Here is a 21,049-nt window from a genome sequence, read left to right as displayed (position 1 = left end):
CATAGACGCAAAGCGGCTTCCCGTAGGGTAGGCGCAAAAAGTTAGTTGGCATTTTGGGTGATAGGGTGAATAAAATATGGTAGTGGCAATAGATTTTGGTACAAGTAATACTGTTATTGCTCGTTGGAACCCTGTTACCCAACAGCCAGAAACTCTTAATCTACCTGGTTTATCTGTTCAACAAAGTCTCAATCCTCCACTGATTCCGAGTTTGGTTTATCTGGAAAATGCAGCGAAAAAGCAAGTTTTGGTGGGGCAACAAGTGCGCGATGGTGGGCTAGATTTGAAAAGCGATCCCCGTTTTTTCCGTAGTTTCAAACGCGGGATTGGTGCAGAAATTCAAGGTTTTTTACCTGAATTAGATGGAGAAATTATTACTTTCGAGCAAGTGGGGGAATTGTTCCTTACCCAAATAATTGAGCAATTATCACTCATTCAAGGTGGGGTAGATTCTCTAGTATTAACTGTACCTGTAGATAGTTTTGAAGCATACCGCCATTGGCTGGGAAAAGTTTGTCAAGGTTTAAATATCGAACAGGTGCGGATGCTAGATGAACCTACAGCGGCAGCTTTGGGTTATGGCTTAGCTAATCAAGAAATTCTTTTGGTAATTGACTTTGGTGGCGGAACTTTAGATTTGTCTCTGGTAAGGTTAGATCAAAGCCTGCAAACAACCCAAAAACCTCTGGGGTTTATTCTCAAGTGGGGTAATAAGTCTCTAAGCGAATCAAAGCAGAAGGTAAAAACTGCCCGCGTATTAGCTAAAGCTGGACAAAATTTAGGTGGTACTGATATTGATAATTGGATAGTTGATTACTTTGCCAAAACTCAAGGGCTGGTGGTGAGTCCCTTAACTACAAGATTAGCAGAACGAGTGAAAATTCAGCTATCAACCCAAACTCAAGCAGGTGAAGTTTACTTCAATGATGAGACGTTTGAAAGTTATGAATTAGAACTTAACCGCGACACTTTGGAAACTATCCTTAAAGAACACTCGTTTTTTGAGTTACTGGATGAGTCAATGACATCTTTGCTGCAACAAGCACGACGCCAGGGCATCGAAGTTTCTGATATTAATGCGGTTTTGTTGGTTGGTGGAACCGTGCAACTACCATTCGTGCAAACTTGGGTAAAGCAGTATTTTGCAGCAGAGAAAATTCGTTGTGAACGTCCTTTTGAAGCCATTGCCCAAGGTGCCTTACAACTTGCCCAAGGGGTGGAACTCAAAGATTTTCTCTACCACAGCTACGGTATCCGTTACTGGGATCGCCGTCACAGTCGCCACAACTGGCATCCCATCGTGAAGGCAGGGCAAGCTTACCCCATGAGTCAAGCAGTAGAATTAGTCTTGGGCGCTTCTGTGGAAAGTCAACCTAGTATTGAATTAATTATGGGAGAGTTGGGGGCAGACACCGGTGGTACAGAAGTTTATTTTGATGGTGAGCGCCTTGTTACTCGTCGTCTTGATTCCGAGCAAACTAGCGTTAAACCTCTCAATGATACAGATGGTGCTAGAACTATCGCCCAACTTTCACCACCAGGAAATCCGGGGAGCGATCGCATTAAAATTTTCTTTAAAGTTGATGAACAGCGCTTTTTACGGATTACAGTTGAAGACTTGTTAACCAATGAAACGCTGTTAGATAATCAACTTGTGGCACAGTTGAGCTAGTTATTGATTTACTACCACTCGCGTTCCCACTGATGCCCAGTTATACAACTTTCGAGCTTGTCTAACAGGTAAATTTACGCAGCCACGACTAACTCGTCTGCCAAAACGGTTATGCCAATATGCTCCATGAATGGCATAATCTCCTGAGTAATACATTGTGTAGGGAACATCAGCAATGTTATAGTTTCTGCCTCGCATTCGAGTAGTGCGAAGCTTAGTTTGAATTGTAAATCTACCCGTGCGTGTGGGTGTAGAGCGTTTTCCAGTGGAAACACGCATTGAGTAAACAAGATTTTTACCTTCCCATGCATATAACCTTTGGTCGGAAAGGTCTACTTGAATCCGGCGAGACGATGAATTGTAGGCAGAAGCAGGCGTTGAGCAAGACAATAAAGCCACAAACATTAACAGTATACCCGTCCAGAAGTTACCTGAACGACGTATCCAATTACACCGAATCAGATTTAGCATTATATATTACCATTAAGTTAAGTTGAGATGCTATGTATCCCTAAACTAATTTAAACTTGATAGCGTAGTGTTATGTCAAGTGCGGTTTGAGTAAATTAGCGATCGCCTCATCTTCAAATTCTTCAGCTAACTTTAATACATAGTGGGCAAAGACTATATATTTAACATCTAGCTGCTTGATCCGATGAGCTTCCTGTTTAATTTGCAAAATATAACCAGCTTTAGCTGCTTGATATAGTGCAGTAAGTTCTTCTCGTGGAGGAAACAGCATGTCATCAAGCTCGGTTGAAGTTTGTTGAGTAGAAAAGACAAGTTGATCTTTACCATTATTTTCATAAATCCATCAAAATTTGGCGATTTTCTCCTTGATAGCCAATTACATTTTGCTGAAGAGATTCTATCTCAATCCAACCTGTTGCTTCTAGTAAATTTAAATCAAACCAAAATTTACTACCCTCTCCATAAATAACGACTAAAATCAGGCGGAAAGGTACTTTTTGAGCAAGTTGGGTACGGGAATTAGTTATGGTTTTCGGTGACATCAGTTTGTCCCATCAAAACTGATGGTAAGGATGCTTTCTCAATCTATAGTTCCCAAATTTTCGCAAAGAATTTACGGCGTTGGTGATTGCGTTTCTACACTAAACTTTGCATTAACTGTTTTGCCTGTTGAGTAATCAAATGCCAATCTCCGGCTGCTACCAGCTTTTTGGGAAACAATTCACTACTTAAACCAACGGCGTAAGCACCTGCAAGTAAAAATTCTTTGGCATTTTTCAAGGTAACACCACCTGTGGGAATCAAGGGAATATGACCAAGTGGTGCTTGTAGACTTTTGATATAACTTGCTCCTCCTAGCGCTTGTACGGGAAATACCTTTACACAGGTTGCTCCCGTTGTCCAAGCGCTGACAATTTCCGTCGGGGAAAGCGCTCCTGGTATAATTGGTATATCTAAAGCCACTGCCGCAGCGATCATTGCAGAATCCACATGAGGTGTAAACAAAAACTCTGCCCCTGCTGTAATTGCTTCTTGCATTGAGTGCAGATTTAACAATGTACCTGCCCCTATGACACTTTGGGGTAATTCTTTCCGTAATTGGGCAATCAATTCAGGAGCGCGATCGCTATTCCAAGTTATTTCAATTAACTGCATTCCTCCTGACGCCACAGCCAATGCCATTTTATATCCCAAAGACTTGGACGGAGCGCGAATTACTGCAATTGCTCTTTGTTGTTGCAAATATGATAACCAATTTTGACCAGACATTCTTTCTTTTAAAATTTAGGATTTTCTTTTTCAACCATGAGGAATAGATATTTAGACTGAGGAATTAGTCAACTAAATAACAATTCTTCTTCAACAACTGCTTATATTTATCACTTAAATTAAGTCGCCAGCAAGATGTAATAAACCAAATATATACTTATGCTGTTAACAGATGTTCTAGAAAGCTTGGTAAAAATATTATGCCTCTATACAAACTGGCGGACTTTGATCCCAACTACCGTGAAACTTTTGGTGGTGATGATATTAAGGCTTTAGATGTTTATACACAAGGTGGACAAAAAGTAGGCTCAGTAGATGATGTATTAGTTGATCCCGAAGGTCGTTTTCGTTATTTAGTTGTTGCAACTCACTCTGATTTTACAGGAAAACAGATATTGCTACCAATTGGTCTATCTCACATCGATTATAACGAACGGCGCGTATATGTTGACGGGTTGAGCAGAGAACAATTAGAGCGTTTACCTGAGTACAAACAAGGCTTAACTGTTGACTACGATTACGAAGAACAGGTACGCACAGCTTATCGTCCTGCAACTAGCAATGTTAACTACAACCGAGATACTTACAATTACCAGCAAGAGCCAACCTTATACAACCTAAACGATCGCGATCATCAAACCCTTAAACTCTACGAAGAACGGTTAATTGCTAGCAAAACTCGTGTTAAAACAGGGGAAGTCGCAGTCGGTAAGCACATTGAAACCGAAACCGCACGGGTTTCAGTACCAATTGAAAAAGAGCGCGTTGTGATTGAGCGAGTTACTCCAACCACAGCAGAAACAGTAGTAGATTCATCTAATGTTAAGTTTACTGAAGGCGAAGTAGCACGCATCGAAATCTACGAAGAAACACCAGAGATTCGTAAAGAAGCATTTGTACGCGAAGAAGTTCGTGTTACGAAAGTTGTAGATCGTGATACTGTTGAAGCTCAAGAAACTATTCGACGCGAAGAGTTAGATATTCGCACTGAAGGTAATTTGCCTGTAGATGAAACTGGACGTAATATCAATGATCGCATCTAATTAGTTTTTCCAAAGATCCCCGACTTCGTAAAAGTTGTCGGGAATCTTGTTCTTTCTTCAAATCCCCGACTTCTTCTCAAAAGTCGGGGATTTAAATTTTATCCTAACAACAACATACTACTGGTGAATATTAATAATTAATTTAATTCAGTCATAAGGAAGATGCTATTAATAACAAAGACTCTTACATTAGGTGATAAGAATAGAAACCAGCGAGAGGGAAAATAATATGGCTCTTTACAAGATTACAGATTTCGATCCAAATTACCGCGACACTTTTCAAGGTAATGATATTAAAGGACTGGGTGTCTATACAGAAGGTAATGATGAAAAGATAGGCACAGTGAGCGAAATTCTTGTAGATGAAGAAGGTCGTTTCCGCTATCTAGTTGTTGATTTAGGTTTCTGGATTTTTGGGAAGAAAGTATTGTTACCAGTAGGTCGTTCTCGCGTAGACTATAACAGCGATCGCGTGTATGCAGTTGGTTTAACAAGAGAACAAGCTGACAATTTACCTGAGTTCAGCGATCGCTTAGCTGTTGACTACGATTATGAAGAAAGTGTACGTGGTGTATACCGCAATCCAGCTAACACAACTTCAACTACAGTAGAAAGAGACTACGTTCAACCTGTAGATACATCTACATCTCTAGATGCATCAGCTCCTCTAGGTACAGCAAATGTAGGTACTACTCCAATTCCTGCTTTTACAGCTAATCAACAAAATACCGCAGCGACTCCAGTTTATGATCGCAATAGCTACAAATACGAGCAAGAGCCTTCTTTATTTGGGTTGAACGACACAGATCATCAAACTCTCAGACTGTACGAAGAAAGATTGATTGCTAGTAAGACACGTCAGAAAACTGGGGAAGTAGCGATCGGTAAGCATATTGAAACCGAAACCGCACGGGTGGCAGTTCCTGTAGAAAGAGAAAGAGTAGTTGTTGAGCGAGTAACTCCAGAAGACGCAGGTAGAGCAGTTGCTCCAGGCGTAGCTAACTTCCGGGAAGGTGAAGTTGCTCGTGTAGAAATCTACGAAGAAACTCCTGACATCCGCAAAGAAGCTGTTGTGCGTGAAGAAGTCAGAGTCAGAAAAGTAGTAGATCAAGAAACTGTTGAAGCTCAAGAAACAATTCGCCGTGAAGAATTGGATGTAAATGCTCCTGGTCTTCCAATTGAAGAACGCTAATAGTAAAATATAACTAATGTAGGTAGGGTGCGTTAGGCAAATAGCATAACGCACCATACTTAATTAAGGTGTTAATTATATATAAAATAACAATGAGTAATAAAACAGTTTCTTTCGATACATACACTTCTAAAACAAACGCAAAAATTGCCAACTTACTAGAAAAATTGCGGAGAAAAGTCAAAAATTTTACTGTAGTAGATAAGCAAGGTAAGCTAGTAGGAGAAGTCAGAGATTTAGTTGTTGATGCTAATCGTCAACTAAACATTATTGTGTCTAAATTAGTAGAGAAAGAACGAAAATTGTTGTTTCGCTTAAAAAGCAATGTAGTAGATAAGATTGATCCGGTGACGAAGAGTGTATCAATAAATATTGAGCAATCACAAATAGAATATATTCAAAAATATGATGTAAATGTACAGAAAGAAAGTACAGGAAGTAAAATGGCACAAAATTCAGCCGATGAGCAGCATTCAACTTATAACACTACGTCTGATACAGTAGTAAAACAGAATATTAATCAGATAGAGTCAGTAATTAGAGAAGACGGAGAAAATTTACAAGCAGATATTATTCGTTTGCTAGGAGAAAGATTAGTTGTTGAGCGTAGCAAGCGTAAAGTTGGAGAGGTAATTGTTCGTAAAGAAATAGAAACTCGCATGGTACAAATTCCTGTCCGGCGAGAGAAACTGATTATAGAACAAGTTGGCTCAGAACGCAAACAAATTGCCGAAATAGATTTAGGTCAACAGGAAATTTCTGCACTTGAGTCGAAAGAAAAAATACCTGTAACAGATTTAGATGACAGTTTAACTGTAAGCGGTGAATTTGATTCGCCTAAAATCGCTAGTTTGCTATTGAATGCGATCGCTCTTGAGCGTCAGCATGGTACCCTGAAGGTGCAAGTAACAGTTGTTGTCGAAAATGAGGAACGCCAAAAAACATACCAAGAGTGGTTTAATCGTACCTCTAAAGGTTAATCAGGAGTCAAGAGTTTACTTGATCCCCACTTAAATTTTCTCAATATCTGCTTGATCCCCCCTTGCCCCCCTTATTAAGGGGGGCAAGGGGGGTTGGCAATTAATCCCTCTTTTTTCGTCTCTCGTTCCCAGGCAGGAGCCTGAGAATGCAGACTTGTGGGCTGCTACCTCTGGTAAACTAAACTTTTCGAGGTGGAGCCTCTGGCCACGCAGAGCGTAGGAACGAGGTAGAGGAGTGGAATTCTTATATTCTGACAACTGAGTTCTTCTTTTCGCACAGCTAGCTGGAAATATCTGGATGATTTTAGCAAAAATCTCAGTTTACGAGTCAAAAAATTGAAGTTTTTGCTACTTATTAAGAAAAAATTATTAAAAAAATATTGTATATATTACTAGATATTAAAAATCATTAAGAAATTCTTATAAAAAAAGATTGCAACTACTTGATTTAATTGTTAAGGTGTGTAAGAACACACAGGCTAGTGTGCATATAGAGGAGGTAAAACCTATGAGCTTTATCCATAGTGATAATTGTTAATCGGTGATAAAGAGAAAAATTTATGCCTGTTATCGGCAATTATGAGGTTATAGCAGCAGATGAGTCAAAAATATAGACAGTCTAACTCATCTAGGCATCAACATTGATCAAATTGTCTTACTAAGAGCCAGGAAACGAAGAAGCTTTAACTATGTCTGGCTCATATCAGTCAGGTAAGACGTAGATACAGGAGGTTATCACCAAATATGAATATTCAAGGCAAAGTTGTCCTAATTACTGGCGCGAACCGTGGGATCGGGCGTGCGATCGCGCTTTCATTAGCGCAACAACGGGCAAAGCGGCTGATATTAATCGCACGCGATCGCCAAAAACTCAGCGAGGTAGCAAAAGAGATTGAGGCAATGGGAGTCGAAGCTGTGATTATGGCTTTAGATTTGACTCAGCCAATGTTGGTAAATATTGCCTGTGCGCAAGTTTGGCGCAGTTACGGTCCGATTCATCTGCTGGTTAATTGTGCAGGCGTAGCCTATCAAAGCTCCTTTTTGCAATCTAAACTCCCTCAAGTTCAAGAAGAACTCTCTCTGAATATATTGGGAACATACACTATCACTCATATGTTGGCTCGACGGATGGCAAGCCGAAGAGAAGGGACGATTGTGAATGTGTCGAGTTTGATGGGGAAAGTAGCTGCACCGACGATGGCGACGTATTCTGCCACCAAGTTTGCAATTTTAGGCTTTACCCAAGCCTTACGCAGCGAACTATCTGAATACAACATCCAGGTAATAGCATTACTGCCAACTCTTACAGACACAGACATGATACGCGACTTACAACTATTCCGGTGGGTGATGCCCATGACTCCCGAAAAGGTGGCTCAAGCACTCGTTACCGGACTACAAAGGGATTCGCCGGAAATATTAGTTGGATGGCAGAGTCATTTAGCAGTATTGTGTCAACGCTTTGCCCCTTGGCTGTTGGAGAAAATTTTACAGATTGCGTCTCCGCAAGCGTCTAGAAAACCAATTTACGAAAAACTGAAACGACTTATACAGAAATCAGGTTTGTTGAGTAAGATTTATCCTTTCAGGGATGTGTCTTTGTTCAAAAACCTGGTTTCTTTCGTATCTGCCGACAAGTTGTAAGCAAGAAGATAGTAAACCTTTCCCATTCCTCAACTTAGTTTTGTACTCCCTCATCGGTAAAATACCAACAGGGTAAGTCGAGGTAAAAACGATGCCAGAAGCAAAATCTGCAATACCCAACAGATAACATTAAAGGAAAAAAATGAATAATTTAACAACTGAAAACAGCGCTTTTTACAGTTTTGGTGGGCAATGCCCACCCTACATGATCAAACTAAAGGTAACAGAACCTCAAATTCAGTACCTTTTCCTGGTGTAGAACGGAAATTTAAATTGCCACCATGTCTTGCTGTGACAATTCGATAACTCACAGCTAAACTTGTTTCTTTATCAGCCCTTTTCTCAACAGAAAAAGACTCTAAAATTTGCTGTTGCAACTGCTGAGACATTTCCGGACCATTGTCGGCTATGCGAATAGAAACCAAACGAGATGAAAGTCCTTCTGGTATTGTTGCTTCCTGAGAAATGACCTTGGTTGTAATTACTATTTGTGGTTTAGCGGTATGAGATTCTGGATTTAATTGCTGTCGCACTGATTCATCAAGTAATGTATCTACAGATTGACTGATAATGTTCATAAATACCTGGTTCAACTGACCAATAAAACAATATACTAGAGGGAGACGACCGTAGTCTTTAACAATTTCAATTTCTCCTTGAATACTGCTATTAATTAGTAAGACAATACTATCCAAACAAGCATGTAAATCGGCTGGCTTAGGATAAACATCATCAATGTGACAAAAGTTTTGTAACCCAGTAACGAGTTTGTTTAATCTTTCTGCCCCGTTGCGGATACTGGCGAGTGCTTTTGTCAAATCTTCTTCTAAAAAATCAAATTCAATTTCTTGTTTAATTTTGATGATTTCAAAGGAAGTACTAGTTAATTGTTTTTCGTAAGCTGCTACCAGCTTAATCAAGTCTTGGCTGTAGCTAGAAACGTGAGTTAAGTTACCCCAAATAAAATTTACGGGGTCTAAAATTTCGTGTGCTACCCCATCCACTAAACGCCCTAAACTCGCCATTTTATCATTTTGAATCATCTGCGCTTGACTGCGTTCATACCGCACTTGAGTTTCTATACCCCGAATTTGCCAAGAAGCAATGTTCAATTCCTGCATATCAAGTAACTTGTATGTGTCAAGATCGGTTTGCACTACCACTGGTTCGGCTAAAAGTTCCGGCATTCGCTTCAACGCCAACTGCATTGCTGTCAAAATTGGCGTAGTATCGGCAAGCAGCAAAACACCCGTGCGAGCATAGCTGTAGAGAATGCGCAGCGGTTGATGGAACAACTCTTGTCCTAAGGGGCGAATTAAAAATTCCAGCAGTCGTCGCCGTGAAATCATCCCTACGTACTTTCCTGCTTCTACCAAGATAGCTCCAGGTAGTAACGGGTTTTTTTCCAAAAATTGAGCAACTTCCACACCAGTGCAACTAATTTCCACGGAGAAGTTGTATAATGATAGCTCCTGGAGGGTTGATTCCAAACCTAAATCGCTCTGGTTTCCAACCGATAAAAATGTTGATGATATTTCCTTACTGATTTCTTGCACCGCAAACCCTAAGTTGTACAAAGAGGACTTGTAGCTGAATGGCTAAACAATAACCTAGTATTTTAACTCTGGAAATTGGTTTAAACCACGTTCATGTGCACTTGCAGAAAATGAGTTTAATTTGGCAGGCTGATTTTTACCGTCGTCAAGGCTTGGATACAGCACAGGTATTGTGGGAATTACTGATGTGCGATTCAACGCGCAACTTTGAGTATTCGGCAACAATTCCCCAATCACAAGCTAATTCGACTTGGGTTGCTGCTCAAATTCAGCTTGCAGCAGGAAATCTTCTACCAGATGTTATACAGGTGTTTCGTCCTCAGTCGTTAAGTTTAATTGCAGCAGCAGGGCGCAGTTTGGGTATTACTGTAGAACCAACTCGCCATACATGGGCATTAAAACAGTGGTTACAGGAAAAACAATATCCCATCACTCTCGATCAACCACCCCCTACACCAATGCCAGAAGCTCTCTGGGGGGAACAATGGCGTTTTGCTACACTTAGCGCAAGTGATATTACGGAAGTGTTTAGCGATCGCCCGATCCCCATTATAGAAATGCCAGAATTTCTCCTCCCCATAAATCTCGGCTTAGCATCAACTTTACCGATCCCCGGTGTAGTAATCTATGGAGGAAGGCAATCGATGCGCTTGGCACGGTGGTTGCAAGCCGAACGTCCTTTTGCACTAAATTACATTGGTGGTACACCTGATGGGTTAGTTTTAGAAGCTGGTTTGGTAGATAGATGGATTATTGCCACATTTACCGATCAACAAGTCAAAGCCGCCGCTCAAATGTATGAGCAGCGCAAACAGCAAAGTCGCGGATTGCACTTTTTGTTAGTACAGCCAGACGATTCAGGCATGACTTACAGTGGTTTTTGGTTGTTAAATTAGGGGTGTGGGGGGAGGAGTGGAGAATCGTATTTCCCCCACAACCTCACATCCTGAAAACATCTATACTCAAGGTAATGTCGATGATTTTTTTGCCTGTGTTATGTCCTCTAACATAGATTCCTTGCCACCATCACTTGCTAAGATTGTCCAACGTTTCCAACGTGCTTCTGACCCAAAGCGACGCTATGAACAACTAATTTGGTATGGTCAACGACTCCCAGAGTTTCCCGAATCTGATAAAATACCAGAAAATAAAGTTTCTGGTTGCGTTTCTCAGGTTTATATCACAGCAACTTTGGATGACAGCAAAGTATTATTCCAAGGTGATTCTGATTCTCAATTAACTAAAGGATTAGTCGGGTTGTTGGTTGAAGGCTTAAATGGACTCACCCCAAAGGAAATTATTCAACTTACTCCAGATTTTATTCAAGAAACTGGTTTAAATGTTAGCCTGACACCCTCCCGTGCTAATGGATTCTACAATATATTCAAAACGATGCAAAAAAAGGCGTTGGAAAGTGAGTTAATGGCTAACGGCTAATGGCTAATTGTCAAAGAGGCAGCACTTTACTGACTTGCTGAGAAATTTCTCAGCAATTTCAGTGAGAACTCTCATCTCAAACTAATCCTAAACCAGATTTACACGGTGAAAATGATTTTGTGCTCAAAACAAGCGCAAAGCAAAAAACTTCCATAAATCTTATTTAGGTGAGGAAATTATGAAGCTTAACCAATTTGTACAACTAAGTATCGTTTCTTCTTTAGCTTGTGTTCTGTCAGTTTCAGCTGTTACAGTAAGAGCATCACAAAATCCTGTCACAAGAGTGTCTTCCTCTGTTTCTACTGTTACATCAGGTACTCTCATCGCTCAGAAACAACAGAAGATAGCCGCAAGTGGCACTTTTGTCAAAGCAGAACAACCTACTTCTGGAACTGCTCAAATTATTACAGAAAATGGACAACAATTTTTAGTACTCGATTCTGCTTTTCAAACCAGCGATCAAGGCCCAGACTTGCATGTTCTGCTTGACTCTTCAAACAAACCACCAATGAAGTATGATAATTTAACTCGCTACGTAAATCTAGGCAAACTACAAAAATTTAACGGTACACAGCGCTACCCAATTCCATCTGCCATCAACCTTGCTAACTTCAAGTCTGTCGTCATCTGGTGTCGTATGGCAAATGCTACTTTCGGCTATGCTCCTTTGCGCCCTGCTAGTAACGCCAGTCGCTAAAGAGAGTGGGGGAGAAAGGGAGTAGGAGAGAGAGGGAGAGTATAAATTTTAATTCTCTCCTAATTCCCTACTTCAATTGCACCATAAATTTTATCGTCTAAGAAATAAAATTCAAGACTAAGAGCTTAACTACGCGATTAGCTAACCGTGTAACTCTTTGGGTTCGTTAAAACGGACTTGAGCTATTAGCCTTAAACTTCAGTTTAAGGCGTACTAATATGAACAACACAACACCAACCGTAATTCTGGGTGGAGGTTTTGCTGGTTTATTCACAGCTTTGCATCTGTGTTCTGGGCATTATCCTCGACCAATCATCTTAATTGATCAAGCTGAGCGGTTTGTCTTTAAGCCATTGTTATATGAACTACTCAGTGGCGAAATGACTGACATTCAAGTTCAACCACGCTACGATGAATTACTTAACTGTGACGGGATCACCTTTGTACAGGATAGTGTTCGGCACATTGATTTGCAACAACGGCAGGTCAAGCTGGCTTCCGGACTATCTTACTCTTACAGTAATTTAGTGTTGGCGTTAGGTAGTACCAGTAGTTACTTCGGGATCAAAGGAGTTCAGGAGTATACCTTTGGCTTTCGTACAGGTGACGATGCACAAGCTTTAAAAAGACATTTACGAGAATGTTTACAACGTGCTAGTCAGACTAACGATCCCGAACAACGCCGATCGCTACTAACTGTAGCTGTCATTGGTGCTGGTCCGTCTGGAATTGAAATGGCAGCGACTTTAGCAGATTTATTACCTAAGTGGTATTTACAATTTGGTGGCAATCCTGAAGAAATTAAGATTGTCATTGTCAATCGCGGTAAGCAAATCCTTCAAGGCGATGTCAACTCTGGTTTACGGCAAACTGCACTCCAAGCTTTACAGCAACGCACAGTACCTGTGGAGTTAGTGTTAGGCGCATCTGTCAAAACAATTTATTGCGATCGCCTGGAATACCAGCAAGACGATCAATTAAAGACTCGTTCAGCAGCAACAATGATTTGGACTGCTGGAAATGGAGTTCATCCCCTGCTACAAAATTTATCTATTCCTGAACAAGGGCGTGATTCTGCAGGTCGTTTGCGCGTAACACCCACCTTGCAATTACCTGACTTTCTCGAAGTATTTGTCGGTGGTGACTGTGCAGTGTTAGATCAGCCTCTACCTGCAACAGCACAAGTTGCTTATCAGCAGGGAGCCGCTATTGCTCATAACCTCCAGGCAATAGCGAAAGGGAACCAGTTAAAACCAGCGACGGTAAGTATGCGGGGAACTTTGATGAAGTTAGGCTTAGGTGAGGGAGTTGCAAACCTATTTGATCGCTTCATGATTATCGGACGTTCCGGACACTTGATTCGTCAAGGAACTTACTTGGAACTACTACCTACACCAGTGCATAATTTCAAAGCTACTGTTGGTTGGCTGACTGATGAACTATTTCGCCGCTATAGTCAGCCTATATTAAAATCCCAGCCGCAAACCCCGGTTCTACAGTGGGCTGGTAACGCTGCTGCTGCGTTAGTAATGATTAGCAGTGGCTTACTCTTTTGGCGAACTGTTCAACAAACTCAATTTGAACAAGCTTTGCAACCAACAGGTTTACCCGCTTTACTAAATCAAATACAACAAGGGGAGTCAGCTCCTTTGGGGAAGTCAAAAGTCAAAAGTCAAAAGTCAAAAGTCGGGAGTTAATTTGGAGTTAAAAACATGCTGATAACAACTTATGAATCAGCCGGGTTAAGAAACGAACGTAGTATGCTCAAAACAGCGATCGCCACAACTCGCATTCTTTTAGGGTTATTCTTCATTCTCTCTGGCATTGCCAACTACATACATTTCCACGCGCCTGGTGGATTTTTTGAAACTATTATTAACAGCAAACTCAGGCTTTGGGGTTGGGGATTTGAAGGAATAGGACCTTTACCTGCTTTTTTTGCTTTACCTTACGCTTACTTACTACCTGCTGCGGAAATGATTGTCGGTACATTATTTGTGATTAATCGTTGGGTAAGATGGGCTGGTATAATTATGATGTTAATGCTTTTTAGCTTCATCATCGCATTTGGCTTAATTGGACCTGATGGATTGTTGCCTAATAACCAAGGTAACTGGGACAAAAATGTGTTTTTGCTAACTAGTGCCTGGATTTGTACAGCTTACGATGATTACCGCACTAAGCGGCAGGAAAGATTGAGTGATTTTTAGTGTACTTAACTCAGTCCCAAGTAACAAGGAGGAGCCTCATCCTCCTTTTTGCTATGATCGTGTAAAAGAAGATCAAGTCTGATGTCAACCGATTTATTAGCGAAAAAAGCCCCTGGCGACATCGGTGGAGTAGTTAAAGAATACTTTTTTACCTTTGAAAACCAGCAAATCCGTGTTGTCTATGAAAGTCTCGGCACGGGTTCACCGCTACTACTACTCCCTGCTTTCAGCACCGTTTCCATGCGCTCGGAAATTGGCGAAATTGGCAAGTTGCTCTCTCCCTACTTTCAAGTAGTAGCTGTAGATTGGCCTGGATTTGGGCAATCTTCTCGTCTTCCGGTTAACTATGGCAAGGAACTATATCACAAATTTCTCACAGAGTTTGTGACATCTGTATTTAATACCCCAGTCGCCGTTGTTGCAGCAGGTCATAGTGCAGCTTACGTTTTACAAATTGCACAAAAATCAACCGTATTTTCACGTATTGTATTGGTAGCTCCTACTTGGCGTGGTCCTCTACCAACCATGGGAGCAAATCAGCAAATAGCTGGGGTGGTAAGAGGGTTAGTGCGATCGCCGCTCATCGGTCAAGCTTTATATAAACTTAACACAGTACCATCCTTCCTGAGTTTGATGTACCGTCGCCACGTCTACGTCGATCCAGCTAAACTCACCCCAGATTTTATTCAGCATAAATGGCAAAACACTCAACAGCCAGGGGCAAGGTTTGCGCCTGCCGCTTTCGTAACTGGGAACCTTGATGCTGTAAACAACCAAGCAGATTTTCTTGCTCTTGTGCAAGGGTTATCAATCCCTTTAATGGTAGTAATTGGAGAATCCAGCCCAGCTAAATCCCGTGCTTCTATGGATGCAATGGCTACATTACCAGGAGTACAGACAGTAATTCTACCTGGTTCTTTAGGGATGCATGAAGAATTTCCCGAAGCCGTGGTGGATGCTATGCGCGGGTTTTTGTTGCCTTGACAATTGTTCATCCTCCAAAACCTTGTCCACGTGTTATTTTAGACCAAATTATTAATTCGCCATTTTCACCACCACCGGCAAGTAGTGTACCTTGGGGATGCCATCCCAGGCAAGAAAATCCATCACTTGCACCAGTGAGAATTTGCGCTACTTGCTTAGCTTTCTTCCACAGACAAACCCAACCATCAGCACCTGTGGAAGCTAATAATAAACTCTTGGGTGCAAAAGCGATCGCACTAATTACATCAACATGATTGGTAAGAACTCTTGCTTCCCAGCCCAAGGAGTCATCAGCTTGTTTTTCCCATGCCACAATACCTTCTACACTAGAACAAGCCAATAAGGGCGCACCTTGTTTCGTGGTAAGATCTGACCATGCGATTTGACGAATTTTACCAGGAAAACCTCGCATTACCCAAGGTTCAGATATTTCACCCCTAATCAATGGTTGAGATTCCACAACAGTAATCGTGCGATCCATATTACCAGAAGCGAGGAACTTGCCATCAGTTGACCAAGCGATCGCCAAACTCACCGAAGGTATATCTAGAATGTATGGTTCATCATTCCAGTTTTGACAATTCCACACCTTGACACCTTGATAACCCCCGATAGCAAGATATTGACCATCGCAACGCCAGTCAATACCCAAAACAGAAGACGATTCAAAATTCAACCCAGCAAGAATCTCACGAGTATCGGCATCCCACACCTGTACTTGACGCCCAGTACTAAAAGCTAGTTGATTACTAGTCGGATTCCAAGCCAAACGATCAACCCAAGCAGGAGAATTTTCCAAAGTAGCAATTAATTCATAATTCTGCCAAACTTTTACTCGTCCGTCTTGTCCCCCAACAGCCAAATATTGACCATCACCAGAAAAAGCAACGCAATCTACAGATTCACCATTACCAGTCTGTAAAGTAGTTATACTACCATTTTGCCATAATACCACATCTCCGGCGGCATTCGTAGCGGCAACCGTAGTACCATCTGGCGACCAAGCGATCGCAGTAACATAATCGGAAAGAGTATGCGAAAAGTATTCTTCAAATTCTTTCGATTGGAGAGCAGAGGAGTTCATAATTGTGCAGCGGATCGATGGATGGGCGTAGAGACGCCCCGGTGGGGCGTCTCCACAGGATTATGAATTATGAAAAATAAATATTAAAATTCATAATTTTGCTATGTCATACAAGCGAGAAAATCTTCTTTGAGTTTAGCCTCATCAAGATTGCGCCCAATGAAAACTAGTTCATTTTTAGGAGTTTCACCTTCTTTCCAAGGACGATCTGGTTTACCATCAAACAACATATGTACTCCTTGGAAGACAAAGCGGTTTTCTTCTCCGGCAATATTCAAAATACCTTTCGTGCGGAAGATATCTTGTCCTTGAGTTTGCAGTAAATTGCCCAACCAATTATTTAGTTTATCTCCATCCAGTGCGCCTTGTGCCACTAAAGCTATAGAGTATACAGTTTCATCGTGTTCGTGAGCATCTTCACCTAAAAATTCAGGATCGATTTCCAAAGCGCGATTCAAGTCAAAAGCTTTTACCCCTAAAACCGTATCCATCGATACTTCAGAATTCCGGGTACGATAAATTTTCGCCATAGCATTCATCAAACGTATCCGCTTTTCTAACTCATCTAGCTGTTCTGGTGTCACCAAATCAGTTTTATTGAGTAGAATTACATCAGCAAAGGCAATTTGCTCTTGCGCTTCGTCTGCATCCCAGTGCTGCCAGATATGCTTTGCGTCTACCACTGTGACTACTGCATCTAACTGTATCTTCTCCCGCATATCTTCATCCACAAAGAAAGTCTGAATTACGGGTGCGGGATCGGCGAGTCCAGTAGTTTCAATTACTAAATGGTCAAATTTATTACGGCGTTTCATCAAATTGCCAATGATGCGCATCAAGTCGCCGCGTACTGTACAGCAAATACAGCCATTATTCATTTCAAAGATTTCTTCATCTGCATCAATAACTAGTTGATTATCAATGCCCACTTCTCCGAACTCGTTGACAATCACAGCTACTTTCTTACCATGTTCGTGGGTAAGGATGCGATTTAAAAGTGTTGTTTTACCTGCTCCTAAATAACCAGTGAGAACAGTAACGGGAACTAAATCACTCGTTACGCTATCTACCATACCCTCAATGCCTCTTCTCTTACATTTAGATAATCGTTATCACTACCTATGATAAATGTTTTTTCATTGTTGTTCCGTGAGATACCTCCGGTTTGAGCAGAAATTACTAAATGTAGAGTTAGCATGGTTGAAGAATTGAGTTTTTTTAAGCAACTAAGTTTGTGTTTGGAAATTCAGTTTTCATTCAAGATGCCAGCACCTCATCTAGAATCACAACGGGCAAGTTTGCGACTGTTCGTAGTTGTCGATCATTGGTAATAAACTGGGTACAGCCTGAAGTGATTGCAGTTGCGGCATGAATGGCATCGGGTGTTTTCAGGGAAGGCGTGATGGCGCGTAGCCTTGCTGCTTCCCTCAAGATAATCTGATTAATTGGAATGAGTTGAAGCACTGAGGATAGAAGTAACTGCTCATAGGTATCAATCAGATTGGCATTGGATTGTCTAAATGGGATGACTAGGGATTCCATGAGAGTGAGTTCGCTAGTGATCAACTCAATTTGTCCTGCTTGAAATTTTTGCCACAGAGGTTGCACCAGTTGCCAGTAATTGGGATTGACCTCAATTGTGTAAATCACAACTAAGGTATCGATGTAAATTCTGGCAGAGTCTGGTAAATTTAGCTGTCCCATGAATCTCTTTCAGCTTGCAGATCTCGGTTAATTTCTTCAACGCTTCTGAACGGACCTTTGCCACGTGCTTGTTCAATCCATTCGAGGATATTTTGACGCATTAGTTGTGGTTGCTCAGGCAGGAGGACAATGACCTCAACGGTTTGTCCCACAGAACTTGAGAGCATATCGGTAGGCAAATTGATCTCAATCTTGTTGCCTGGTAAAATCTTAGTCTCAATTCGTAACGTTGATTGCATTCCTTACTTCTCCTGTTTGAATTGCCCTATTTCGTCAGCTATCTTTGACCAAATCTTCTACAATACTAGCGCCTGTTGGTAATGCCGCAGTTAAGACTTCCCTACCTTCATCTGTAACAAAGACATCATCTTCTATGCGAATTCCTCGTACATCGGCAAATTGAGATAAGCGCTCCCAATTAACTACATTTTGATATTTTGACCGCAACTGGACATCATTTAAAATGGCAGGCACTTGATAGAACCCAGGCTCAATTGTTACTAACATTCCCGGACGTAAGGGACGATTTAAACGTAGGTAGCCCAAACCAAAGCGATCGCTTCTTTGTCTTGCTTGTTCATACCCTGCCAAATCACCCAAATCTTCCATATCATGAACATCTAAACCTAGCAGATGTCCGATTCCATGAGGGAAAAATAGAGCGTGAGCGTCCATTTCTACCAAATCTTGGGGATTTCCTTGCAAAATTCCCAAATCCACCAAACCGGATGCAATCACAGTACAAGCTAAAAGATGAATATCTTCATACTCCACACTAGGGCGTACTTGCGCAATGCAAGCATCATGAGCAGCTAGCACTACATTATAAATATCTCTTTGGGTAGATGAAAATTCACCGGATGCTGGAAAAGTACGAGTAACATCAGCCGCCCAACCTCCAGATGTTTCCGCGCCAACATCAGCCAAGATTAAATCGCCCTTTTGCACGGGGTTGTGATATTGCTCGTTGTGCAGAACTTCCCCATGAACAGTGACAATACTGTTATAGGAAGTAGTCATATTATGAGCAATGATGACTTTTTCCATTGCCGCCCGGACTTCTGCTTCAATTTTGGCATTTGTTGCCGCCTTCATCCCAGCTTTATGTGCTTCTACAGTAATAGCAGCAGCAAAGCGCAACTCGGCTAAAGCACTATCATCATGACACAAGCGTAGCTGAATAATTGCGAGTGCCAACTCTAAGTCAATTCCTTGCGGAGGACTTTGTGGTAAAATCCATCTATTCATCAACTGCGACTGTTGCGTCCAAGTAGCAGCATCTTGCACAGCAATTGTTGCCGCATCTTCTACCCAGAAATCTAATTCTATCATTGGTCTTGTGACATCCGCACCGATCATCTGAGCAATTTTCTCACTTCTGGGCATTTCGCCATGCCAAAGAGCGCTACTTGGTTTAGGATCGTCCATGAATAATTCGAGTTTACCAGCATCAAGGCGAATTACTGTGTTGGGTAATGGTAATCCAGCGAAGTAAAGGAAGTGGCTGCTAGCGCGGAAGGGAAAAACATTTGCGCCAAAGTTGCGCGAAATACTATTTCCTGACCACAAGACTACAGGAAAATCAATTAGAGTGGCTAGTTTTTGTCTTCTGTGACGTAAGGTTTGCGCAAGGTAATTAGGGGTGTGGATATTCATGGTAAATGGAACCGCAAGAGGGAAAAACATTCATGAGCCTAGAAATTTATTTCTAGGTTTACAAAATGGTAGAACAAAGATCAGCAAATAAATTTGTCAAAATATAAGAACGTATTTTTCTTTTTCCAAAATGTCTTCTAAACGTCAAGCTATGGTGAGTAATGTCTCATCAAGTGATATACCAATTGACCAGTTACCTGGTTTGAGTCAACAAGAACAATCTCAACTCAAAGACTGCGGAATCACAACTATAGCAGCACTTGGACAACAAGGAAAGACTCCTGCCTCCCGGTTGGCATTGGCAAGTAAGTTACAAATCCACCTTCAGTATGTTAATAAGTGGGTGGCGTTGGCAGATTTGGCGCGTATTCCTAGTGTAGGAACGCAGTATTGTGGATTATTGCTACATGCAGGAGTTTGCTCGGTGGCTCAGTTAGCAACAATTCCGACGCATACATTGCACAAGCAAATTTTACGCTTGCAGGTAGCAACAATGCAAAGGCGAGATTTATGCCCAACGATAGAGCAAGTACAACAGTGGAGTAAGCAAGCACAAATAATCCAGAATTCAGAATTCAGAATCCAAAATTTTACTCCTGTCTCCTGACTCCTGACTCCTGACTCCTGACTCCTTACTCCTTTGCTAACACCCCATTAAGGAAGATGTCGGCTAATCCTTCAGCCATAGACTGCATTTGTTGAGGGGAAGCGTCAGGTTCGAGCATGGTGTTGTTAGAAAAACCGGCAACAGCAAACATTCCCAGGAATACCTTGGCAACAGTTTTCGCATCCATTTTGCGGTAAATGCCTTTATCCATTGCTGTTTGAAAGAATGCTTCGGCGACATCTGTCATTTTATCTATTACTTCCGATTGTACGCGATCGCGCAAATCTGGGTGAAACTGTGCTTCCATAAAACAGACACGCATCATATCGGCATTTTTTTGCATATTCCACATCCGCCTTCGCATCACCTGCGCCACTGCCTTATAGCTACCCATTTCACTTAATTCTGTGAGCAAGTCTGTGAGAATTTCCACCCAACCTTGAGTTGCCACCTCCACCAAAATTGCCTTTTTATTGGGAAAATGACGAAATAGAGTACCTTCTGCCACCCCTGCTGCTTGTGCTAAGTCACGAGTTGTTGTGCCATCAAAACCTTGAGAAGCAAATAATCTTTGCGCAGCTTGTAAAATGCGGGTACGTGTTTGTGTTTCTGAGGGAGGTGAAGAATTAAAAACTCGCATAGTAGGTATAGTAATATCTTTGGAACAGGTATGTCAGCATTATTGTCTAACGTTAAGTACAAAACCTCAGAAAGCTTAATACAAGATTAACGCCTTGCTGTTCAACTATCGTATTTCTTAGGTCAGAAAACTTTACTTTTCTTTATGAACCAATGGATTTTCAAACACATCTCGTTTAGCAATGCGCAACCCGCGTACCCCCC

Annotated in this window: 23 protein-coding genes; 12 read left to right on the top strand and 11 right to left on the bottom strand. The window is 41.5% G+C overall.

Translation table 11 applies throughout. The features are described 5' to 3' along the window. Positions 1-76 precede the first annotated feature (76 nt). Positions 77-1,672: an Hsp70 family protein gene (locus tag ICL16_RS16705; protein WP_190829729.1), complete on the top strand. Its 1,596-nt coding sequence runs from the start codon at positions 77-79 to the stop codon at positions 1,670-1,672. Here the strand turns inward: ICL16_RS16705 and ICL16_RS16700 are convergent, their stop codons facing one another. The 4 genes from ICL16_RS16700 to ICL16_RS16685 form a co-directional block, all read right to left on the bottom strand. After that, positions 1,673-2,143, bottom strand: coding sequence for a L,D-transpeptidase (locus tag ICL16_RS16700; protein WP_190829727.1), 471 nt, complete (start codon positions 2,141-2,143; stop codon positions 1,673-1,675). 70 nt (positions 2,144-2,213) lie between these two features. After that, complete coding sequence (locus ICL16_RS16695; protein WP_190829725.1) at positions 2,214-2,414, bottom strand: hypothetical protein; 201 nt, start codon at positions 2,412-2,414, stop codon at positions 2,214-2,216. A 61-nt stretch (positions 2,415-2,475) separates the two neighbouring features. Beyond that, positions 2,476-2,685: a hypothetical protein gene (locus tag ICL16_RS16690; RefSeq protein WP_190829723.1), complete on the bottom strand. Its 210-nt coding sequence runs from the start codon at positions 2,683-2,685 to the stop codon at positions 2,476-2,478. A 94-nt stretch (positions 2,686-2,779) separates the two neighbouring features. Further along, the gene (locus ICL16_RS16685) at positions 2,780-3,412 is read right to left on the bottom strand and encodes a bifunctional 4-hydroxy-2-oxoglutarate aldolase/2-dehydro-3-deoxy-phosphogluconate aldolase (RefSeq protein WP_190829721.1); all 633 of its coding nucleotides are present in this window, start codon (positions 3,410-3,412) and stop codon (positions 2,780-2,782) included. Between the two features lie 200 nt (positions 3,413-3,612). Here ICL16_RS16685 and ICL16_RS16680 point away from each other — a divergent pair, with 200 nt between their 5' ends. From ICL16_RS16680 to ICL16_RS16665, 4 genes are all read left to right on the top strand, one after another. Continuing rightward, positions 3,613-4,455 (top strand): DUF2382 domain-containing protein, encoded by an 843-nt coding sequence (locus ICL16_RS16680; protein ID WP_190829719.1) that lies wholly within the window; start codon positions 3,613-3,615, stop codon positions 4,453-4,455. Between the two features lie 229 nt (positions 4,456-4,684). Beyond that, the gene (locus ICL16_RS16675) at positions 4,685-5,647 is read left to right on the top strand and encodes a DUF2382 domain-containing protein (RefSeq protein ID WP_190829717.1); all 963 of its coding nucleotides are present in this window, start codon (positions 4,685-4,687) and stop codon (positions 5,645-5,647) included. 92 nt (positions 5,648-5,739) lie between these two features. Then, positions 5,740-6,627 carry a DUF2382 domain-containing protein gene (locus ICL16_RS16670; protein WP_190829715.1) on the top strand — a complete coding sequence of 296 codons (888 nt, stop codon included), beginning with the start codon at positions 5,740-5,742 and terminating at the stop codon, positions 6,625-6,627. 744 nt (positions 6,628-7,371) lie between these two features. After that, positions 7,372-8,271 (top strand): SDR family NAD(P)-dependent oxidoreductase, encoded by a 900-nt coding sequence (locus ICL16_RS16665; protein WP_190829713.1) that lies wholly within the window; start codon positions 7,372-7,374, stop codon positions 8,269-8,271. A gap of 209 nt (positions 8,272-8,480) precedes the next feature. Here ICL16_RS16665 and ICL16_RS16660 read toward each other — a convergent pair whose 3' ends face one another. Continuing rightward, positions 8,481-9,827: an ATP-binding protein gene (locus tag ICL16_RS16660; RefSeq protein WP_190829711.1), complete on the bottom strand. Its 1,347-nt coding sequence runs from the start codon at positions 9,825-9,827 to the stop codon at positions 8,481-8,483. Between the two features lie 110 nt (positions 9,828-9,937). Here ICL16_RS16660 and ICL16_RS16655 point away from each other — a divergent pair, with 110 nt between their 5' ends. The 6 genes from ICL16_RS16655 to ICL16_RS16630 all read left to right on the top strand — a co-directional run bounded on the left by ICL16_RS16655 (position 9,938) and on the right by ICL16_RS16630 (position 15,155). Beyond that, positions 9,938-10,723 carry a Tab2/Atab2 family RNA-binding protein gene (locus ICL16_RS16655; protein ID WP_190829709.1) on the top strand — a complete coding sequence of 262 codons (786 nt, stop codon included), beginning with the start codon at positions 9,938-9,940 and terminating at the stop codon, positions 10,721-10,723. Between the two features lie 100 nt (positions 10,724-10,823). Then, on the top strand, positions 10,824-11,264 hold the full coding sequence (locus ICL16_RS16650; RefSeq protein ID WP_190829809.1) for a SufE family protein: 441 nt from the start codon (positions 10,824-10,826) through the stop codon (positions 11,262-11,264). A 178-nt stretch (positions 11,265-11,442) separates the two neighbouring features. Next, entirely contained in the window at positions 11,443-11,961 is a 519-nt protein-coding gene (locus ICL16_RS16645) for a DM13 domain-containing protein (protein ID WP_190829708.1), read from the top strand. Between the two features lie 218 nt (positions 11,962-12,179). After that, positions 12,180-13,658, top strand: coding sequence for an NAD(P)/FAD-dependent oxidoreductase (locus ICL16_RS16640; protein WP_190829706.1), 1,479 nt, complete (start codon positions 12,180-12,182; stop codon positions 13,656-13,658). A 15-nt stretch (positions 13,659-13,673) separates the two neighbouring features. Continuing rightward, positions 13,674-14,171, top strand: a complete 498-nt coding sequence (locus ICL16_RS16635; RefSeq protein ID WP_190829704.1) for a DoxX family protein — start codon at positions 13,674-13,676, stop codon at positions 14,169-14,171. An 81-nt stretch (positions 14,172-14,252) separates the two neighbouring features. Next, positions 14,253-15,155, top strand: a complete 903-nt coding sequence (locus ICL16_RS16630) for an alpha/beta fold hydrolase (protein ID WP_190829702.1) — start codon at positions 14,253-14,255, stop codon at positions 15,153-15,155. 7 nt (positions 15,156-15,162) lie between these two features. Here the strand turns inward: ICL16_RS16630 and ICL16_RS16625 are convergent, their stop codons facing one another. The 5 genes from ICL16_RS16625 to ICL16_RS16605 form a co-directional block, all read right to left on the bottom strand. Then, positions 15,163-16,239: a WD40 repeat domain-containing protein gene (locus ICL16_RS16625; protein ID WP_190829700.1), complete on the bottom strand. Its 1,077-nt coding sequence runs from the start codon at positions 16,237-16,239 to the stop codon at positions 15,163-15,165. Positions 16,240-16,340: 101 nt separating this feature from the next. Then, positions 16,341-17,312, bottom strand: a complete 972-nt coding sequence (locus ICL16_RS16620; RefSeq protein ID WP_190829698.1) for a CobW family GTP-binding protein — start codon at positions 17,310-17,312, stop codon at positions 16,341-16,343. A gap of 184 nt (positions 17,313-17,496) precedes the next feature. Then, positions 17,497-17,943, bottom strand: coding sequence for a type II toxin-antitoxin system VapC family toxin (locus tag ICL16_RS16615; RefSeq protein ID WP_190829696.1), 447 nt, complete (start codon positions 17,941-17,943; stop codon positions 17,497-17,499). After that, positions 17,931-18,182: a hypothetical protein gene (locus ICL16_RS16610; RefSeq protein ID WP_190829694.1), complete on the bottom strand. Its 252-nt coding sequence runs from the start codon at positions 18,180-18,182 to the stop codon at positions 17,931-17,933. Before ICL16_RS16610 ends, ICL16_RS16615 begins: the two co-directional genes overlap by 13 nt. A gap of 34 nt (positions 18,183-18,216) precedes the next feature. Further along, positions 18,217-19,599 (bottom strand): aminopeptidase P family protein, encoded by a 1,383-nt coding sequence (locus tag ICL16_RS16605; protein WP_190829692.1) that lies wholly within the window; start codon positions 19,597-19,599, stop codon positions 18,217-18,219. 130 nt (positions 19,600-19,729) lie between these two features. On the opposite strand from ICL16_RS16605, the gene ICL16_RS16600 reads away from it, so the two are divergent. Next, positions 19,730-20,206, top strand: a complete 477-nt coding sequence (locus ICL16_RS16600) for a DUF4332 domain-containing protein (RefSeq protein WP_190829690.1) — start codon at positions 19,730-19,732, stop codon at positions 20,204-20,206. Positions 20,207-20,231: 25 nt separating this feature from the next. On the opposite strand, the gene ICL16_RS16595 is transcribed toward ICL16_RS16600, so the two are convergent. Further along, positions 20,232-20,846: a TetR/AcrR family transcriptional regulator gene (locus tag ICL16_RS16595; RefSeq protein ID WP_190829688.1), complete on the bottom strand. Its 615-nt coding sequence runs from the start codon at positions 20,844-20,846 to the stop codon at positions 20,232-20,234. Positions 20,847-21,049 lie beyond the last annotated feature (203 nt).

It is taken from the genome of Iningainema tapete BLCC-T55 (assembly GCF_014698965.1).
Lineage (GTDB): Bacteria > Cyanobacteriota > Cyanobacteriia > Cyanobacteriales > Nostocaceae > Iningainema > Iningainema tapete.
Note: the sequence above shows the minus strand (reverse complement) of the source record. Positions and strands in the feature narration are given on the sequence as shown.

Bases quoted from the DNA above. Each gene is read 5' to 3' on its own strand.
- ICL16_RS16600 (WP_190829690.1), top strand. From the start codon at position 19,730: ATGTCTTCTAAACGTCAAGCTATGGTGAGTAATGTCTCATCAAGTGAT.
- ICL16_RS16680 (WP_190829719.1), top strand. From the start codon at position 3,613: ATGCCTCTATACAAACTGGCGGACTTTGATCCCAACTACCGTGAAACT.
- ICL16_RS16665 (WP_190829713.1), top strand. From the start codon at position 7,372: ATGAATATTCAAGGCAAAGTTGTCCTAATTACTGGCGCGAACCGTGGG.
- ICL16_RS16635 (WP_190829704.1), top strand. From the start codon at position 13,674: ATGCTGATAACAACTTATGAATCAGCCGGGTTAAGAAACGAACGTAGT.
- ICL16_RS16605 (WP_190829692.1), bottom strand. From the start codon at position 19,599: ATGAATATCCACACCCCTAATTACCTTGCGCAAACCTTACGTCACAGA.
- ICL16_RS16700 (WP_190829727.1), bottom strand. From the start codon at position 2,143: ATGCTAAATCTGATTCGGTGTAATTGGATACGTCGTTCAGGTAACTTC.
- ICL16_RS16610 (WP_190829694.1), bottom strand. From the start codon at position 18,182: ATGCAATCAACGTTACGAATTGAGACTAAGATTTTACCAGGCAACAAG.
- ICL16_RS16595 (WP_190829688.1), bottom strand. From the start codon at position 20,846: ATGCGAGTTTTTAATTCTTCACCTCCCTCAGAAACACAAACACGTACC.
- ICL16_RS16645 (WP_190829708.1), top strand. From the start codon at position 11,443: ATGAAGCTTAACCAATTTGTACAACTAAGTATCGTTTCTTCTTTAGCT.
- ICL16_RS16615 (WP_190829696.1), bottom strand. From the start codon at position 17,943: ATGGGACAGCTAAATTTACCAGACTCTGCCAGAATTTACATCGATACC.
- ICL16_RS16685 (WP_190829721.1), bottom strand. From the start codon at position 3,412: ATGTCTGGTCAAAATTGGTTATCATATTTGCAACAACAAAGAGCAATT.
- ICL16_RS16695 (WP_190829725.1), bottom strand. From the start codon at position 2,414: ATGCTGTTTCCTCCACGAGAAGAACTTACTGCACTATATCAAGCAGCT.
- ICL16_RS16670 (WP_190829715.1), top strand. From the start codon at position 5,740: ATGAGTAATAAAACAGTTTCTTTCGATACATACACTTCTAAAACAAAC.
- ICL16_RS16640 (WP_190829706.1), top strand. From the start codon at position 12,180: ATGAACAACACAACACCAACCGTAATTCTGGGTGGAGGTTTTGCTGGT.
- ICL16_RS16625 (WP_190829700.1), bottom strand. From the start codon at position 16,239: ATGAACTCCTCTGCTCTCCAATCGAAAGAATTTGAAGAATACTTTTCG.
- ICL16_RS16655 (WP_190829709.1), top strand. From the start codon at position 9,938: ATGAGTTTAATTTGGCAGGCTGATTTTTACCGTCGTCAAGGCTTGGAT.
- ICL16_RS16690 (WP_190829723.1), bottom strand. From the start codon at position 2,685: ATGTCACCGAAAACCATAACTAATTCCCGTACCCAACTTGCTCAAAAA.
- ICL16_RS16650 (WP_190829809.1), top strand. From the start codon at position 10,824: ATGTCCTCTAACATAGATTCCTTGCCACCATCACTTGCTAAGATTGTC.
- ICL16_RS16705 (WP_190829729.1), top strand. From the start codon at position 77: ATGGTAGTGGCAATAGATTTTGGTACAAGTAATACTGTTATTGCTCGT.
- ICL16_RS16675 (WP_190829717.1), top strand. From the start codon at position 4,685: ATGGCTCTTTACAAGATTACAGATTTCGATCCAAATTACCGCGACACT.
- ICL16_RS16630 (WP_190829702.1), top strand. From the start codon at position 14,253: ATGTCAACCGATTTATTAGCGAAAAAAGCCCCTGGCGACATCGGTGGA.
- ICL16_RS16620 (WP_190829698.1), bottom strand. From the start codon at position 17,312: ATGGTAGATAGCGTAACGAGTGATTTAGTTCCCGTTACTGTTCTCACT.